This window comes from Leeuwenhoekiella sp. MAR_2009_132 (assembly GCF_000687915.1).
Taxonomy (GTDB): Bacteria; Bacteroidota; Bacteroidia; order Flavobacteriales; family Flavobacteriaceae; genus Leeuwenhoekiella.
Genome location: NZ_JHZY01000004.1, coordinates 630,001 through 648,891 on the forward strand (window position 1 = coordinate 630,001; position 18,891 = coordinate 648,891).

Here is an 18,891-nt window from a genome sequence, read left to right on the forward strand (position 1 = left end):
TTGTTAGAGTTCCCGACATTACTCGATGGCAACTAACAACAGGGGTTGCGCTCGTTATAGGACTTAACCTGACACCTCACGGCACGAGCTGACGACAACCATGCAGCACCTTGTAATCTGTCCGAAGAAAAATCTGTTTCCAAATCTGTCAGACTACATTTAAGCCCTGGTAAGGTTCCTCGCGTATCATCGAATTAAACCACATGCTCCACCGCTTGTGCGGGCCCCCGTCAATTCCTTTGAGTTTCATTCTTGCGAACGTACTCCCCAGGTGGGTTACTTATCACTTTCGCTTGGCCACCCAGCTCTCAATCGAGCCGGACAGCTAGTAACCATCGTTTACGGCGTGGACTACCAGGGTATCTAATCCTGTTCGCTCCCCACGCTTTCGTCCATCAGTGTCAATCAATTATTAGTAGCCTGCCTTCGCAATCGGTATTCTATGTAATATCTATGCATTTCACCGCTACACTACATATTCTAGCTACTTCATAACAATTCAAGACTAACAGTATCAATGGCAATTCTACAGTTGAGCTGCAGACTTTCACCACTGACTTATTAGTCCACCTACGGACCCTTTAAACCCAATGATTCCGGATAACGCTTGCACCCTCCGTATTACCGCGGCTGCTGGCACGGAGTTAGCCGGTGCTTATTCTTATGGTACCGTCATCAGTCTACACGTAGACCTTATTCTTCCCATATAAAAGCAGTTTACAACCCATAGGGCCGTCTTCCTGCACGCGGCATGGCTGGATCAGGCTTTCGCCCATTGTCCAATATTCCTCACTGCTGCCTCCCGTAGGAGTCTGGTCCGTGTCTCAGTACCAGTGTGGGGGATCTCCCTCTCAGGACCCCTACCTATCGTAGCCTAGGTGTGCCGTTACCACACCTACTAGCTAATAGGACGCATGCTCATCTTGTACCGTAACCTTTACTATTTAAATGATGCCACTCAAATAGACTATGAAGGATTAATCCAAGTTTCCCTGGGCTATACTTCAGTACAAGGCAGATTGCATACGCGTTACGCACCCGTGCGCCACTCGTCAGCCACCGAAGTGCTGTTACCGTTCGACTTGCATGTGTTAGGCCTGCCGCTAGCGTTCATCCTGAGCCAGGATCAAACTCTTCATCGTAGTGTTTTTATAATATTCCACGATATAAGGAAATCTAATTACTCTTTACAGAGTGCTCAAAATGGTTATTCTAGTCTTTAATTCAAATATTATTTATCTCTAAATAATACGCGTTGTCAATTCAATATGTCAAGGAACTTTCTCTATCTCTCAAGAGAATTTCTTTGTTAGATGCTAAGGAATCGAACCTTATTTTTATTACCAAATCATCTCGTTTTCAATGTGCGTAGCTCTCTGCGAAAGCGGCTGCAAATATACAATCTTTTTTATTTACCAAACAAATAAAAAATTAAGTTTTTTTTAAGCCTCATTCTAAAAGATTCTTAAGAACTAATCCTACATTTCGTTGCCAAAATTCAGGAGGGCAAAGATACTACCCTTTTTTAATTCAACACGAATTAATCGTATCTTTTTTTTAAACCACACTTTCTAAGAACGTAAAACCGATTTTTATACCCGATTTTGGAGGCGCAAATATAGAACGATTATCTAACCCTACAAGCATTTTTTAAAAGTATTTGCAAACTAATTTTACAACTCCTTAAAACCAATAACTTACATCCAAAATTAATTTTAAAACATTCTTAATTAAGAGCATTTAAACTGAACTATCATCCTTAAATAAATATTAAAAAATACCAATACTGATAAATTAAAGGAATCTACTCGATCAAATACACTCTTGGGAGTTTGTTTTATTGTAAAATGACTTTTGAATCTTCAGGAAAAATGAAGGGTTAGGGATAAAGCGGCCTGTTTGAGCTCTAATTTAAAGACCTAAGTCTTTAAATTAAGCGAGTAGTGATAGCCCGGTTGCTGCACAAGGCAGCAAAAACCACTAATAAGACTATAGAAAGAAATTCCACACTAAACCAAATCGTAGTGTAAAATCTCTGTAAGGGTAACCCGGAGCACTGTAGTAATTATTATTAGATGCTAATGAATTGATGTGTTCTGCTATAAAGAATATACGGGTCTGACGAACTTTCATATTAAAGAATAAGTCTATCAACGGAAAGCTTCCTAATTCTTGGTCATTCTGAACATAGAATTCTGCTAAAACAGGATCATAACCATTCATAGCATATTCAGTAAAATAATTAAGACTCACTCCCGTTTGAACGAACAGAGCTTTTTTAAACCAGTTATCTGTATAATAAAGCGTATTACGAGTTGTAATCTCCGGAACATTGAGAAAAGTATTACCTGAACTTACTGTTTGATATGCAACGGTATTATCTAAAGCAAATTTGCCAAGCCTAAATTCTTTACTTGCCTTTAACTTCAAATAAGTAATGTTATCATTTGTCTGAAATGAGTTTATAAGCGAGGTTGCAGGATCTATAGCAAAATATGCGTAATCTTTAATATTAACCAAACTGGCAGAAGCATTAAGCCATTTATTAGATTTTATACTAAAATCTAAAGAGTTCGTCTTTACGGTGTCATAGTTTTCGGCGTTGTACCAATTGTAATTTTCGTAACTACTCTGATATAATAAATGATTATAATTAGCTGCTGCGGCATTTAAATGTATACCTCCTGAAAAAAATGCATCATCATTAATTTGATAACTCGCTTCGGCTTTTAAATCATATCCATCAAATTCACCCGAAATATTTGCTTGTGCTTCTCCTTTTAGCTGAAAACCTCTGTATGCTTTTTTATAACTCGCTCCAGCAGCAATTAAATTGCCATTTAATACATTAGGGATTCTATTATTTTCTTGAATAAGCACAGAGTTATAACCATACTTATAATAGGTGTGATTAACCTGAAAAGTAATACTACCCAAAATATTATTAGTATACTTTACCCAGAGTTGATTATTTAAATCTGTAATATCTACCTTATCTCTAAGATTTGTGGTTACAAATGAATTACCAAACAATGACGAAGGAGCAGTCTGCCTATACTCATAATATTTATCATCGTAGTTAAATATATGCCCCACTTCAATTCTATTGTTAGAAATACTATCGCTTTGCGGAATTAAATCGTATTTATGGTTTATGTAAATACGCTGACCATCTAGAATACTTTCTGCATTTTCAAAGTTTACACTTAATCTAGACCTGTCTTGAAACTGGCTATCATTGCCTGCAAAATTCATTAAAGCCTGATCTGTAAGTCCGCCATTTTCTTGATTAAGTAAATCTTGAGCAACATAGTGAGCCTTTAATTCATACCTGTTATTTTTAGACTTATAGTTTGTTGTAAACCTAAAATTACCGGTACTTGTTAATATATGCTGGTACTTACCCAAACTACGCAACCCTTTATAAGCAATTGAGAAATTAAATCTACGCGAGGTATTCATCGTAAAGAAAGCATCTAAGTTTTGCCCTTGTTCAAATACACTTTTATAATAGATCTCAGACAAGGGCGTAGGAACCTCAAAATACAACATATCCTCTACCTCCATATAATTAAAGTGTCGCGCTCTAGCTCCAAATAATGGCCTTATGCGTTGAGAAGAAAAATCGTATAAAAGGGTGTTATAGGTTTGACCTTCGTTTGAAAAGGGTAATAAATCAAAATTATCTTTTCTTAGATAGTTGTATTTATAGAGTTTTTGAATGGTTAATGAGGTATCAACGATTGTTGTATCGTTTTCTACTGTAAACATTTTATACAAATCTATAGGCGGCCGCTCTTGTTCTTTTTTAGCCTTAGGCCTTATCGAGCCACTTTGTGATTCTCCATCAGACTGTAAACCTCTTGGTTCATCTACCTGAGCAAAAAGTGTACTCCCAAAAACTAAACCTATCAAAAAAAGTAAGCTATTACGCATCAAAAATATTTGTGTCAAAAATATAGTTTTTAAACGTAAAGCTGTAAGGAAAATTATGGCATAAAAAAACCGGATGATTAATTTATCATCCGGTTTAAATAAAGAACTAATTTTATTTAATAAATATAAAATAGGTTAATTCTGCCCATCTAAATTTGAATTAAATAAAATTTCATTTTGAGGTATTTCGTAAGTTAACTCTTCATCATTATGGCTAAACGACTGGCCTGCAAAATCTAACCAATTTGATCCTCGAGTTCTAGTCTCACGTCTTCTTTTCATAATAAAATATGATTGACCTTCTCCCCATAATTCTAATCTAGCTTGCAAAGCTGCCTCTTCAGCTAAGGCTTTTCCTGCCAGACCATCAATATATGAACTGTCATCTAATCTTAAATCTAATAAAGCCTTTAAACTAGTTCTAGCAGCTCCATTATTTCCATTTTCAGCTGCTGCCTCAGCATGTAATAAATAAAATTCTGCAATTCTCATATAATGAGAATCTGAATCTATATTAGATTGAGGACCCGAAAATGCTCTGAAACCATTATTTTGAGCTCCTTTATAATAAAACTTCCCTAAAGGCCTTAAACTAGAGTTAAATTGATACTTTCTAATATCATCAGGTCTAAAATTACTATAAAGACCACTATCCATACCTTTAGGGTTTCCTACAGCAGCATAGCTATAACTATACGCATCCATAAAGCCCCACCACGATAGTAAAGATGCTAATCCTTGGCCTTCACCAGTAATATTTATTCCCCACATTATACCGGGAATTGTATTGACATCATTAAAACCTCCAACGCTTCCATCTTCATCTGGCAATAATGCTACTTCATCTGCAGTCATAATTGGATAACCCGCATCGATAACTTTTTTAGCATACTCTTCAGTTTTAGGCCAATTATTTAAAGCTCCATATGTTTTAGCTAATAAGCCTCTAACAATATCCTGATTAATCTCAATTTTTTCTTCTCTGACAAAACCCTCTAATAGTGTTTCTGCATCTAGCAAATCGCTAATTACAAGATCAAAAACATCCTGTAAAGGACTCTTAGGTTGATCGAGTTCTGCAGCACTTTTATAAAGGGGTAATACAGGTTTTGACAAATCTGAAATATCATTCACATAAGCGTGAATTAAGAAAAAATACGCATAAGCTCTCAAAGCTTTAGCCTGACCAATAGTATATCTTCCAGTTTCTGTTTCAGGAACGACATCGTTGCCTCCTGAACCATCTATAACCAAATTAGATAAATTTATGATTCTGTATAGGAATCTCCAAGCACGATAATTCACATCATTGTCTGGATCTAAAGTTGCAGTTAATTCAGAAATGTTTACCTGTCGATTGTAACTCTTCCCTAAATGAGCCATATCTGCAGATAATATATCCATCTGCATAAATTGCGCGGTCACTCCAAAATCCTCTTGAGCATTTGTGCCTCCACTACCAAAACGATACATATTTTCATAAATACCAAGTAAAGTACCTTTAGCTACCTCCTCATTTATTTCAGCAGCTGCTGCTACTTGAGCATCAGTTAAAACCTCAGTAGGATTGACCTCTAAAAAGTCATCGCTACATGATGCAAGAGATAGCAAAGCCCCTGCATAAATTATTTTTCTTAAAGCTTTCATAGTTATTTTTTATAAAGTTAAATTAACACCAAAAACAATCGTAGACAGTGGACTGTAAGTATAAATACTAGAGTTACCTGTTATCGAAGTTGAAGGATTAAAACCTGTTCTTTGAGACCAAAGTGCTAGGTTATCGCCAGTAATAAATAGGTTCAAATTATCAAGTCCCATTTTTTCAACAAAAGTAGCTGGCATGTCAAAGCCTAAACGAATGTTATTTAGCGCTAAGAAATCAGATTTAGTTAAGAAGCGAGTTGAAGTAGCATTCTGTTGAATTTGGAATCTTGCATCTTGTCGAGGTATGTTAGTAACATCACCTGGAGCCATCCAACGGTTCCTAATATCTGTACTAAAATTATTTGTACCTGCATAATCATTGTCCATAAGATTTGCATAAGCGCCATCATATGACCAACCACCTAAAGAATAGTTAAACAATGCGCTTAAGGTAAAACTACCAAAACTTGCATTTAATCTAAAAGCACCACTAATATCAGGTATAGCAGTTTTATCAACAAATCTATCTGCAGCTTCTGCATAAACCTCAGTTATATCCTGTACAATAGTTGCGTCAGGATTATCGTTCTGGTAACCTGTAAGGCTTGTTATTATCACATCACCAGTTCCGAATTCGCCATTATTATCAACATCATCAAAATAACGCTCCCATTGAGCCGCCCCATTTTCTGAATTTACACCTGCATAAACTGGCATATACCAATCATATAAAGAACGTCCAGCAGTACGACCATAGCTTCCTGATTGATCAAATCGCTGTTCTTGACCTGTCGTTGGATCTATTGGTAATGCAACTAATTCGTTATTAAGCAACTGCCCATTTATTCCGATATTTAAACTAAACTTTGGACTTTTTACTAATTTAAAATCTAAATCAAATTCAACCCCAGAGTTTAGCATTTCACCGTCATTAACCTGAAGAGTTGCAAAACCGTTTGATGGCCCCACATTTCTAGTAAAGAACATATCTGTGGTCGTTTTTCTGTAGTATTCGACAGAAGCATCAACAAAATCAAAAAGTTCAAATTCTAAACCTGTATTAAATTGATTAGAACTTTCCCAAGTAAGATCTGCATTACCTTTTACAGCAAATGCCAAAGAAATGTTATTGTTAAGGTTATTGATAGAATAAATATTATAACCAGGATAAAGACCTCCGTAAGAACCATTAGTATCAGAATTACCAATCACTCCATAACTAGCTTTTAACTTAAGAAAATCTATAGCATCAGAATTTTGAAGAAAATTCTCTTTAGACAGTATCCAAGCACCTCCTATTGCATAAAAATTACCCCATTTTTCATTTACGAATCTTGAAGATGCATCTCTATTGAAGGTTCCATTTAGGTAATATTTGTTTCCAAAATCTAAGGTAACATTCGCTATATAACTTTCAGTTTTTTCATTTCTTGTAAAACCATCTCCAGGATTGTTTACAACACCATTACTTATATCTGTCCCAAAAGATGTTACTAAGTTTGAACGACTTGCAAATAAATAGTTAAACTCATACTCTGTAGCAACGTGCGATACAAAAGCTGATAAATTTAAATCTCCAAAATTCTTAGTATATCTCAAACCTGTTCTTAGCGTATAGTTTTTTGTTTCAGAACGACCTCTTGAAACTCTACCACCTTCTCCTTTAGCGGGACTATAAAAACGTTCATTTAGATCAATATCTTCACTCATAAAATACTGATACCCAAAATTATTCTCAAAAGTTAAACCGTCAACTATATCAATTTTAAGATCATTATTAAAGTTAACTGCGTTTGCTTTGGCCGTACTTATATTAATTTCAGAATCAGCAACACCATTTGTTGCAAATCCGAATCCGCGACCGTCTTCTAAACCATAGTCAAAAAGAGAACCCCCATAAATAGGATCTGGTATCCTGTTACCCGCAGCGTCTCTTCTATAAAGGGGATAAATTGTTGGTAAATTATCTATCCACCAAAACTGAGAACCTGAATCCTCGCTTGTTCCATTATTATTTGTCTCGCTTTGAGCGTAATTTATTGTAGTTGTAGAGTTAATAATATCTAAAACATTATTTGTTGCTGTAACACGTCCGTTAAGTCTTTTGTAATCCGTGTTATTTGCAAAACCTATATCATCAATATAACCAAAAGACGCATATACTGAAGATTTTTCTCCACTATTTGACAATGATACGTTAGCTTCTGTCCTGTTTGAACTCTGAAACGCAAAATCTGCCCAGTTTTCAGGAGTATATCTTCTTGAAACACCCGGTCTAACAGTTGCTGTATTAGGATCAATTAATTGCGATACTCCAGCAGCTCCGCTGTCACTAATGTTCCACATATTATAAACTGGAGATATATCAGAAACATCTGCATTAGCTCCCTCAAATAAGTTTGAATTCGCATAATCAATGGCAGCAGTTCGATCTCCATCATTTTCTAGCAAACCTCTTTGATATATACCTTCCCATGAAATACCGATATACTCTTCAGGAGATCTTATGGTTTCATAACGCTTAATACCTTGATAATTTGTCCCTGTTTTAACAGAAACATTTAAATTATTGCGCCCTTCACCTTTTTTAGTGGTTATAACGATAACTCCGTTAGCACCTCTTGCTCCATACAATGAAGTTGCAGAGGCATCTTTTAAAACAGTAACAGATTTAATGTCATTAGGGTTTATATCATTTAGACTACCTCCAAAAGGAGCATCATCTACAACGTACAAAGGTGCCTGACTTCCATTTATAGACCCAAATCCTCTAATACGAATAGTTGACACACTACCTGGCTGTCCTGTAGTATTAAAAACAGCTACACCAGCAGCTTCTCCAGCTAAGGCTTGTGATACGTTTGCAAATGATTTTTTAGAAAGCTCTTCGCCTTCAACTACTTTAGCAGAGCCTGTAAATGAAGATTTAGATACATTTCCAAAACCTGTAACTACAACTTCATCTAATTCTTCTCCTGCAACCATACTAGTATTTATGGTTGAAGATGATCCAACTTTAACAGAGGTTTCTTGAAAACCTACATAAGAAAAAACTAAAGTATTACCTTGATCGGCAACAATTGAATATTTCCCGTCAAAATCTGTTTGAGTACCGGTATTTGTACCACTTATAACAACATTCACTCCAGGTAGCGGAATGTTGCTTTGATCAGTTACGGTACCCGTAATTGTTTTTTGCTGAGCGAATGTTAGCTGCGTTATAAACAGCAAACAAAGCGCAAAGCACCATGTAATTTTTGATTTCATAAATTTATTTATTTGAATTTGCCTTTAGCAAACATCTCAAAACTTTATCACAATTGCAATAGAAACAGTTAAACTATCCTTAAATTAACATAAATAATCTTTAATTTTTAAGTGTATTCGAAACTTTTATTACATTTTTCTCTGTGAAGAAGCATTTTTAATAATAATAACTTAACAAATAACACAAAGTTGGGCATTAGAAATAAACTGTTGTATAAATCTAATTATCAACTAAATATCATTTAATTTTAAAAGTATAATGCCATTAAAATTATTTTCACAAACCAACTTAATTGAATGTGGTACAGACGAAGCTGGAAGAGGGTGTCTTTCTGGACCGGTAACCGCAGCTGCAGTAATTTTACCTGCTGATTTTAAAAATAAATTACTTAATGACTCTAAATTACTCTCACATTCATCTCGTGAACGATTAAGAATTCTAATTGAAGAACAAGCTTTAGCGTATGCTATCGCACATGTATACCCTAAAGAGATTGATGAGATTAATATTTTAAATGCCAGTATAAAAGCGATGCACCTGGCGATTGCAGACTTAAATATCACCCCTCAACATATTATTGTAGATGGAAATAGATTTAAGGAGTATAAAGGTTGTTCTCATAATTGCATAATTAAGGGAGATAGCAAATACTTATCTATTGCTGCTGCCTCAATTTTAGCAAAAACTGAGCGGGATAGATATATGACCAATCTTCACGAATTACACCCTCAATACAATTGGGCTAAAAATAAGGGATACCCTACAAAAGAACATAGGGCGGCTATTAAAGAGTTTGGTGAAACCGTATATCATCGCAAAACATTTAAATTACTTCCCTCAGTAATTTTATAAACTAGATTTAAAAAGATTTAAGCTTAAATGCATTGCGAAGACTTCTTATCTTTACGGTTTACCAATTTTGATCTTTACAATTTAATTTTATGAAGAATATTTTCTTGCTATTGGGGCTAATATTTTTATTTTCTAATTGCACACAGCAGCCAGAAGCAGATACAAATCTTCTACATTTAATTCCTCATAAATCAGCAGCGATTTTAAGGGTGCCTAATTGGGAATCATTTAAAGACAACTTGAAATCTAATGAACTAGCAAACAAAATAAAACCAACTGGTTTTGCTAAAACTTTAGAAAACTATGCTAGCCTACTATCAAAGTTTAATCCCGAAAATGAGAGCTATATCTCTTTTGTAGCCCTGGGTGAAAACGATTATGATATTGCTTTATTTACTGAGATTTCAAAAAACGTTGTTTCAAGAGACTCTACATTTATTAGAAGTATTAAAAAAACTGATTATGAAGGCACTACTATAAACACATACTTAGTTGATGCGATAGAAGTTTATTATATAATAAGTAACGAGATTCTAATTGCCAGTACTTCAAAACTTATTTTAGAAAATACCATACTTCAGGGTAATACTGGTAGAGATCCCATAGACTCATCACTTCAAAAAATGATTAAAACCAGTGATGCCAGCCACGCAAACCTTTACATAAAAGGTTCATACTATAAACGCCTTTTTAAAGATGTTTTATCACAGTATAAATTTGCTTTAAGAGAAGTTCCCTTTGAGTGGGCGGCAATTGATTTAGAAATTGACAATAAAAAAACTCAATTTACAGGCGTACTAACTTCTGATATTGAGAATGGTCATACACTATCTCTTCTAAATGAATTGGAGACCGGTAATTCTCAAGTTGCCGCAACTACTCCTGTTTCGAGCATTGGTTTTAGCAGCTTATCTATAAAAGACTGGGAACAATACAAAATTAACTTAGCTAAAAAAAGAGCCATTTTACTTAAAGATTTTAAACTCCCATTAGAAGATTTTTTTCAGTCTGTAAATGAGGTAGGCCTTATTTATACAAATAATGAAACTCTGATTTTTGCAAATAGTGTAGACAACCAGAGTTCAGAAAAAGCATTAGCAGCCTATTCTTCTAAAAGATCTGAATATAGAGAAATTCCTATTTATGAATTAACAGACTCACTTGCGTTTAACAGACCATTTTCAGAATTACTAAATCCACCTGTGGTTCACGTTTATTGCAAACTTGACTCCTACTTTATATTTTCAAGATCAATAAGTGCTATAGAAGATCTTATCGCTAATTATCAAAATGGCGCCGTTATTAAAAATTCTGAATCCTATAAGCAATTTCAAAAGAAACTAAGTGATGAATCTACATTGTTTTATTATGGAAATGTATCTGCACAAAAAACATTTTTAGAAAATAAGGTAGATAAGTCTGAAGGTAAAATCTTAGCTGAAATTAATTTTGAGAATTATCCAAATGCAGGAATACAATTTATACAAGCTGATAATTTTACCTATGTGAATGCTGTCATTAGCAAATTTAATATTCAAAATAAAAAATCACAGGTCTCTCAAATTGCAAGTGTAAAACTTGATAATGACCTATTAGATAGCCCTCAACTACTCGAAAATTATAGAACTAAAGGCAAAAACATTCTTGTACAGGATATTTCAAACACCTTATATCATATAGATAGCAGCGGGAAAATTGAATGGAAAAAAGAAATAGACGGACCTATATTAGGTAAAATTCAACAGGTAGATCTTTATAAAAATGGAAGATTACAATATGCTTTTACAACTGCAAACAGATTTTATATTTTAGCCAGCGATGGAGAAATTGTAAAACCATTTGGGCAAAAGTTTGAAAACACAATAACACAACCACTAGCCGTTTTTGATTATGACGGCAGCCGTAATTATAGATTTGTAATTACGCAGGGAGCAACATTACAAATGCTTGACAATACTGCTACTATTGTTAAAGGTTTTGATTATCATAAAACCTCAAATCTTTTAAATGCGCCTCAACACCTTCGGTCAGGAACTAAAGACTACATACTTACACAGCTAGAAGATGGATCTTTACATATTCTGGATCGCCGCGGAAATAATAGAATAACCATAAATCAAAAATTTAAATTCTCTGGTTATCCTATTTCTATTAAAAATGGAAATTTCATCTTTTATGAAGCTGATGGAACGCAAATTTCAATTTCAGAAAGCGGAAAGATTACAACTAAGAAAAACAAATTAAGGTCTGGCTTCTTATGTGATAACTTAGTATCTGTAGAAGCTGCGTTGTTTGAAAATAAACTCGTGATTAATGGTCAAGAAAAAGAACTTGAACTTGGTATTTACAAGGGGCTTAAAGTCATAAGATTTGAGAAAAAATACTATGTTGTTCTCACCGATTCACAAACAAACAAAGTATACCTTTTTAATACCGAAGGTGTTCTTTTACCTAATTTTCCTGTGTATGGTACTTCAAACGCTGATGCAGGAAGCCTCAATTCTAGCGCAAAAATGGGTCTTATTACTAAAGGTGAGTCAAACAGCGTTATAATTTATCAAATTAACTGAGTTTTTCCTTGTTCTGCAACCCTTTGTTAAAGGGGGATTTTCCTATTAAATATTCTAAAATAATATAATATTTTTAACTGTACTTATTTGCCTTCTCTAAGTCTTAGATAAATTATCAGTGTATAATGTACTAATTTATAATTGGCTACCAGCTTCCCCAAACTAAATATGGTAGTCTAAAATTATAAATGACAATTTTTGATTTACATTAAACTGTCGGGATATATTATCCTAAATAATATTTAAAACTTTTGATATGAAAGCATTCTATATTTTAATCTGTTTAAATGCACTATTACTCAATGAGTGTATTTCTCAAAATGATTGTTCAAATTTATTTACGTTTAATACTGACAGCTCTTTTGAAATGAGCGCCTACGGAACGACAAATAATTTACTTTCGGTAACTAATTATGAAGTTTCTCATATTAGACAAACATTGAATGGTAAAACAGCCTTTCTATCGGCTGTTAATAGAGATGTATCAAAAAAACGGGATACTTTAGAACAGGAAAATTATGAGATTGAGTGCACTTCAAAATCTGTAGTTCTCAATCACCGCAATGTAGTTCCGGCCTTTTTATACGATGAGTATAGTAATCTTGAGTTTGACATATCAAAAATAGCGCTTGTTGTACCTAAAAACTTAGAAATAGGACAATCTCTGGACGATGCTGTTTTAGAAATAGATATTCTTGCAACTCCCATAAAACACAGGATAACGTATCTCTTGAAAGATCGCTGTGTTACGGCTACTGAAACAATCACCACTCCTGCAGGAACTTTTAATTGTATCATTATTGAATCTAAAACCAGTATGAAGCCCCAAAATGAAAACGCAGGCTTTGTTAAGCATTGGTTTGCGGAAGGTGTTGGTTTTATAAAACAAGTAGATTATAACAAAAAAGGACAGGTCTCAAGTGTTAATATTCTTACTGAACTTCAGCTTTAACTAGCAACTACTTTAAAACTTCTGCTTCAAATAAATTTGCGAAGTGCTTTAAAATTTTTTGCTTTACCTCATCTTCGTCAACTTTGGCTCTGCCTAATTCAACATTTAGAGAAGTAACTGCCTTTTCTTTTATTCCACAGGGAATAATATTATCAAAATAACCCAGGTTAGCATTTACATTAAATGCAAAGCCGTGCATAGTGACCCATCTGCTCGCACGCACGCCCATTGCACAAATTTTACGAGCAAATGGGGTTCCTACATCTAACCAAACTCCGGTTTCACCAGGTGACCGTTCAGATTTGATACCATACTCGGCAAGTGTCAAAATTATGGTCTCTTCCAGAAATCTTAAGTATTTATGAATATCTGTAAAAAAATTTTCCAAATCTAAGATAGGATACCCCACAACTTGTCCGGGACCATGATACGTAATATCTCCTCCCCTATTAATCTTATAAAACGTAGCGTTTTTTGCTTTTAATTGTTCTTCAGAAATCAATAAGTTACTAATGTCTCCGCTTTTACCTAAAGTATAAACATGGGGATGCTCAACTAACAATAAATAGTTAGGCGTAGTAAGCGTTAAATCTTCTCTCCTATTTCTAATTTTAAGATCTAAAATCTCTTTAAATAGGCGTTCCTGATAGTCCCAAACCTCCTTGTAATCGCGACTTCCTAAATCTTCTAGTCGTATTTGCTTATTCATACTGCAAAGATACAATTACTATTAGGCTCACTTAATATTTTCTGTTCACAATAATTAATGCTGCAATTATTCCTGGTATCCAGCCGCACAGTGTAAGTAAACCTACAATTAATATAGAACCACAACCTTTATCTAGTACCGCGAGTGGCGGTAAAAATATTGCAACCAGTGCTCTTAAAAAACTCATTTTTTGATTTGATTTATGATGAATGATGATCTATTTGACACAATTTACAAGCTTTCGTTACAGGTGTTGATTTCTCGCAAGCGAGTTGTTATATTTGCGCACTTATAAGCCATCTTTCAAATAATTCTGAAAATGGTAATTTAAAATTGATTTTCAATTTCCGAAGTAATTTTCGGAGCATTTTAATCTCGATATCGAGTAAACTCCACAAGGTGGAATAAAGACAGCATATGCAACTTTCAGAACAGGAAATTATTAGACGCGAAAAGCTAGGTAAATTAAGAGCGTTAGGGATTAACCCGTACCCGGCAGATTTATACCCCGTAGACCATACTTCAAAACAGATTAAATCTGATTTTACCGAAGGCAAACAGGTGATCATTGCCGGTCGTCTAATGGTTCATAATATACAAGGAAAGGCATCTTTTGCGCAATTACAAGATAGCGAAGGTCGCATACAATTGTATTTTAACAGAGATGAAATTTGCCCGGGTGAAGACAAATCACTTTATAATGATGTTTTTAAGAAATTACTTGACTTAGGTGACTTCATAGGTGTTGAAGGAACGCTGTTTACAACACAGGTGGGTGAGAAAACTGTAATGGTTAAAGATTTTAAACTGTTGAGTAAAGCTTTAAAGCCATTACCTATCCCCAAACAAAAGGATGGTAAAACCTATGATGCGTTTACAGATCCAGAAATGAGATACCGCCAGCGCTATGCTGATCTTGCTGTAAACCCAAAGGTTAAAGAGGTTTTCATTAAACGCACCAAGTTATTTACAGCTATGCGTGATTTCTTTAACGATAAAGGTTACTTTGAAGTTGAGACTCCCGTATTACAATCTATACCTGGTGGTGCAGCAGCGAGACCATTTGTTACGCATCATAATGCCTTAGATATTCCTCTATATTTAAGAATTGCTAACGAACTTTATTTAAAACGTCTCATTGTAGGCGGTTTTGATGGAGTTTATGAGTTTTCTAAAAACTTCAGAAATGAAGGTATGGATCGTACTCACAACCCAGAGTTTACCGCTATGGAAATTTATGTAGCCTACAAAGACTACAACTGGATGATGAAGTTTACAGAAAATCTACTAGAACATTGTGCTCTAGCTGTAAATGGTACTACAGAAGCTAACTTCGGAAACCACCACGTAGACTTTAAAGCTCCCTACAAACGCATCACTATGACAGATGCTATAAAACAGTTTACCGGTTTTGATATTACCGGTAAATCTGAAGATGAGCTGCGTAGTGCAGCCCTAGAGATGGGTATTGAGGTAGATAACACAATGGGCAAAGGAAAACTTATAGATGAGATTTTTGGAGAAAAATGCGAGGGCAACTTTATACAGCCTACATTTATCACAGACTACCCTAAAGAAATGAGTCCGCTTTGTAAAGAGCATCGCGAAAACCCAGAGCTTACCGAACGTTTTGAACTTATGGTTTGCGGTAAAGAAATCGCAAATGCGTATTCAGAATTAAATGACCCTATAGATCAACGTGAACGTTTTGAAGAACAATTAAGGCTTGCTGCTAAAGGAGATGACGAGGCTACTGAATTTATTGACAATGACTTTTTAAGAGCATTAGAATATGGTATGCCACCTACTTCTGGTTTAGGTATAGGTATGGATCGATTGATTATGTTTTTAACAAACAATCAATCGATACAAGAAGTTTTATTCTTCCCGCAGATGAAAACTGAGCGTAAAAAAGTAGATTTATCTGAAGACGAAAAAGTAATCTTCAATATTCTAAAAAAAGAAAAAAATCTTCCGTTAGAGGAATTAAAAACAGCAAGTGACTTAAGTAATAAGAAATGGGATAAGGGTATAAAAGGTCTTACCAGACAAAAACTTGCAAAAGTTGAAAAAGAAGGAGAAACATTAACCGTTTCTATAATAGATTAATTTTCAGCATTTTATTATACTATTCTAAAGCCTTTCAAAATATTCTGAAAGGCTTTATTTATTTAAGAAATTGCTATTCTTACTAAAATACTAAACCTGCATTTAAACCTTTGTGTTTTTTTCAAGTCTTAGATACATAACAATAAAACAAATAAAAATGAAAAAAATAATTGCAATAGTAGCTTTATTCGTTTCAGTAACGGCTTTAGCACAACAGGGAAATCGTCAGGAAAGAAGCAAAAAAATGATGGATGCTACTCCAGAGGAAATGGCAGATATTCAAACTAAACGTATGACCCTTGCATTAGTTCTTGATGAAAAACAACAAAAAGAAATTTACAATCTTGAGTTGGCAAATGCTAAAGAGCGAAAGAAAATGTTCGCAGATCGTGCAGCAAAAATGAAAGATGGTGAAAAACCAACAGAAGCTCAACGTGAGACTATGCGTGCAGAACGTAAAGCAAATTACAGCGCTAGATTAGACAAACAAATTGCACAACAAGAAAAGATGAAAAAAATCTTATCTGAAGAACAATTTGACCAATGGCGCAAAATGAAATCTAAACGTCACGATCGTATGGCTAATAGAGATGGTAAGCGCGGTGATCGCTCTAAAAATAGAAGAGGAACCGAAGGAGAACGTAAATAAAATAAACTCCTAATTAATTAAAAACCCCTGTAACTATAGAGTTACAGGGGTTTTTGTTTTCTATTCAATAAACCTAGTTTAACTCTGGAGCAATCTTAGCGACTGCAGCAATAGTCTCGTCTAAATCATCATAACTCAAAGCGTCTGTAATAAACCAGGTTTCATAAGCACTAGGAGCTATATAGATACCCTCATCTAACAAACCGTGAAAGAATTTTTTAAATGTTTCATTTGCACCGTTAGATGCAGATTTAAAATCTGTTACCGGCTCTTCAGCAAAATGTACCGAAATCATAGAACCTATTCTGTTAATCGTATGTACAACTTTATTTTCAGAAAGTGCTTTTGTAATGCCTTTATGCAAATACGCTGTTTTTTCAGAAAGACGTTTAAAAACGGCGGGGTCGTTATCTAAAGCTTCAAGCATTGCTAAACCTGCAGCCATAGCTAAAGGGTTTCCGCTTAAAGTACCTGCCTGATATACAGGTCCCACAGGCGCTAGATAATTCATAATCTCATTACGTGCAGCAAAAGCCCCCACAGGAAGTCCTCCTCCTATAACTTTACCAAAAGTTACAATATCTGCCTGTACCCCTAATAATTCCTGAACACCACCTGCTGCAAGTCTAAAACCAGTCATTACCTCATCAAAAATGAGTAATGCCCCGTGTTTATCACATAAATCCCGTAAACCCTGCAAAAAGCCATCTGCCGGCGGTATACATCCCATGTTTCCGGCAACGGGTTCTACTATAATTGTAGCTATCTGATCTTTATTGTTTTCAAAAAGTTGACGCACCTGATCCAAATCATTATAACCAGCTAACAAGGTATCTTTAGCCGTACCTTGTGTTACGCCCGGGCTATTAGGAGTACCAAAAGTCACTGCGCCACTACCCGCCTGAATCAAGAAAGAATCTGAATGTCCGTGGTAGCAACCTGCAAATTTTATAATCTTGTCCCGACCCGTAAAACCTCGTGCAAGTCGTACGGCGCTCATACACGCTTCGGTACCACTATTTACAAAACGTATTTTATCTATACCCGGAACCATTTTTACAGCGAGTTCTGCGATTTTAGTTTCTATTTCTGTAGGCATCCCAAAAGAAGTGCCTTTCTTTGCTTTATCGACCACAGCGTCTACAACCGGTTGATATGCGTGCCCCAGAATCATAGGGCCCCAGGAGTTTATATAATCTATTAAGCGATTGCCATCTTCATCATATAAATAAGCGCCTTTAGCTTCTTTTACAAATATAGGGTCACCACCTACTGCCTTAAATGCTCGTACCGGCGAGTTTACTCCACCAGGTATTACTTTCTGTGCTTCAACAAACAAAGCACTGCTTCTTTTATAATTCATCATTAAAATCCGTTATACTGTGGGGTTACATTTAACTGCTGCCCTACGCTTATCGTATTATCACGTAAGCCATTATTTTTTTTCAATTCGTCAACTGTCAGGTTATACATACGCGAGATGCTGTAAAGGGTCTCCCCTTTTACGACCTTGTGCAAGACAACTCTATCTGAAGGCTCAGGCTTAAAATCTTTAACCTTAGTCCCTAAAATTTCAGCATCATAATTATACATTGCATAGCGTTCTATAATAGCAATTAATTTTTGAGGATATTTAGGATCTGTTGCATAACCTGCTTTACGTAATCCCTTAGCCCAGCCTTTATAATCGTCAGGATCCAGATCAAATAAATCTGCATATCTAGATCTTCCTGTTAAGAATAATGAATGATCTCTAAATGAAAATTTAGGATCACGATATTTTCTAAAACATTCTCCTGCTTCATCATCATCGTGATAAACAACCTCACCGGTCCAGTTATGACATTTAATACCAAAGTGATTATTTGCTTTTTTAGTAAGATTACCATTTCCGGCTCCAGATTCTAGAACAGCTTGTGCTATAGTAATACTTGCAGGTATTTTATATAAACGCATTTCTTCTTTTGCAATAGGTGCAAAATGATTTATATAATCTTCAACACTGGCAAAAGAGGCATATTCATATGCTTGTTTAGTTTCTCTAGATGTTTCTCCGGGAGTATTATCAACCGGTTTTGCTTTTGGGTTCTCATACGATCTTGAAGGTCTAACAGACAGTTTTTTCTTAGCCGCCCGTTTACTACCACCGCATCCCACGAGCAAAAGGCTCAAAATCAAAACAACTGTAATTTTTCTTATCAT

General features: G+C 35.0%; 12 protein-coding genes and 1 rRNA gene (1 of these 13 only partly in view). 5 read left to right on the forward strand and 8 right to left on the reverse strand.

What is annotated here, in order from left to right; translation table 11 throughout:
* The 4 genes from P164_RS11175 to P164_RS11190 form a co-directional block, all read right to left on the reverse strand.
* Positions 1-1,142 (reverse strand): 16S ribosomal RNA (locus P164_RS11175) (it extends 378 nt beyond the left edge of the window).
* Between the two features lie 847 nt (positions 1,143-1,989).
* Positions 1,990-3,954, reverse strand: coding sequence for a putative porin (locus P164_RS11180; protein ID WP_234405853.1), 1,965 nt, complete (start codon positions 3,952-3,954; stop codon positions 1,990-1,992).
* A 117-nt stretch (positions 3,955-4,071) separates the two neighbouring features.
* Positions 4,072-5,583 (reverse strand): RagB/SusD family nutrient uptake outer membrane protein, encoded by a 1,512-nt coding sequence (locus tag P164_RS11185; RefSeq protein ID WP_028376466.1) that lies wholly within the window; start codon positions 5,581-5,583, stop codon positions 4,072-4,074.
* Between the two features lie 9 nt (positions 5,584-5,592).
* Positions 5,593-8,847, reverse strand: a complete 3,255-nt coding sequence (locus P164_RS11190; RefSeq protein WP_028376467.1) for a SusC/RagA family TonB-linked outer membrane protein — start codon at positions 8,845-8,847, stop codon at positions 5,593-5,595.
* A 259-nt stretch (positions 8,848-9,106) separates the two neighbouring features.
* On the opposite strand from P164_RS11190, the gene P164_RS11195 reads away from it, so the two are divergent.
* From P164_RS11195 to P164_RS11205, 3 genes are all read left to right on the forward strand, one after another.
* Positions 9,107-9,700, forward strand: coding sequence for a ribonuclease HII (locus P164_RS11195; RefSeq protein ID WP_035899775.1), 594 nt, complete (start codon positions 9,107-9,109; stop codon positions 9,698-9,700).
* A gap of 89 nt (positions 9,701-9,789) precedes the next feature.
* A complete protein-coding gene (locus P164_RS11200) occupies positions 9,790-12,270 on the forward strand; it encodes a hypothetical protein (RefSeq protein ID WP_028376469.1) in 2,481 nt (826 codons plus the stop codon).
* 256 nt (positions 12,271-12,526) lie between these two features.
* Positions 12,527-13,222 carry a hypothetical protein gene (locus P164_RS11205; RefSeq protein ID WP_028376470.1) on the forward strand — a complete coding sequence of 232 codons (696 nt, stop codon included), beginning with the start codon at positions 12,527-12,529 and terminating at the stop codon, positions 13,220-13,222.
* Positions 13,223-13,229: 7 nt separating this feature from the next.
* On the opposite strand, the gene lipB is transcribed toward P164_RS11205, so the two are convergent.
* Together lipB and P164_RS11215 are read right to left on the reverse strand one after the other, a co-directional pair.
* Positions 13,230-13,931 carry a lipoyl(octanoyl) transferase LipB gene (gene lipB / locus P164_RS11210; protein ID WP_028376471.1) on the reverse strand — a complete coding sequence of 234 codons (702 nt, stop codon included), beginning with the start codon at positions 13,929-13,931 and terminating at the stop codon, positions 13,230-13,232.
* Between the two features lie 31 nt (positions 13,932-13,962).
* Positions 13,963-14,118, reverse strand: coding sequence for a YqaE/Pmp3 family membrane protein (locus tag P164_RS11215; RefSeq protein ID WP_081817366.1), 156 nt, complete (start codon positions 14,116-14,118; stop codon positions 13,963-13,965).
* A gap of 230 nt (positions 14,119-14,348) precedes the next feature.
* On the opposite strand from P164_RS11215, the gene lysS reads away from it, so the two are divergent.
* Complete coding sequence (lysS, locus tag P164_RS11220) at positions 14,349-16,040, forward strand: lysine--tRNA ligase (RefSeq protein ID WP_028376472.1); 1,692 nt, start codon at positions 14,349-14,351, stop codon at positions 16,038-16,040.
* A 157-nt stretch (positions 16,041-16,197) separates the two neighbouring features.
* On the forward strand, positions 16,198-16,689 hold the full coding sequence (locus P164_RS11225; protein ID WP_051621339.1) for a hypothetical protein: 492 nt from the start codon (positions 16,198-16,200) through the stop codon (positions 16,687-16,689).
* 73 nt (positions 16,690-16,762) lie between these two features.
* On the opposite strand, the gene hemL is transcribed toward P164_RS11225, so the two are convergent.
* Both hemL and P164_RS11235 read right to left on the reverse strand, forming a co-directional pair.
* The gene (gene hemL / locus P164_RS11230) at positions 16,763-18,052 is read right to left on the reverse strand and encodes a glutamate-1-semialdehyde 2,1-aminomutase (RefSeq protein WP_028376473.1); all 1,290 of its coding nucleotides are present in this window, start codon (positions 18,050-18,052) and stop codon (positions 16,763-16,765) included.
* Between the two features lie 2 nt (positions 18,053-18,054).
* Positions 18,055-18,891, reverse strand: a complete 837-nt coding sequence (locus tag P164_RS11235; protein ID WP_028376474.1) for a glucosaminidase domain-containing protein — start codon at positions 18,889-18,891, stop codon at positions 18,055-18,057.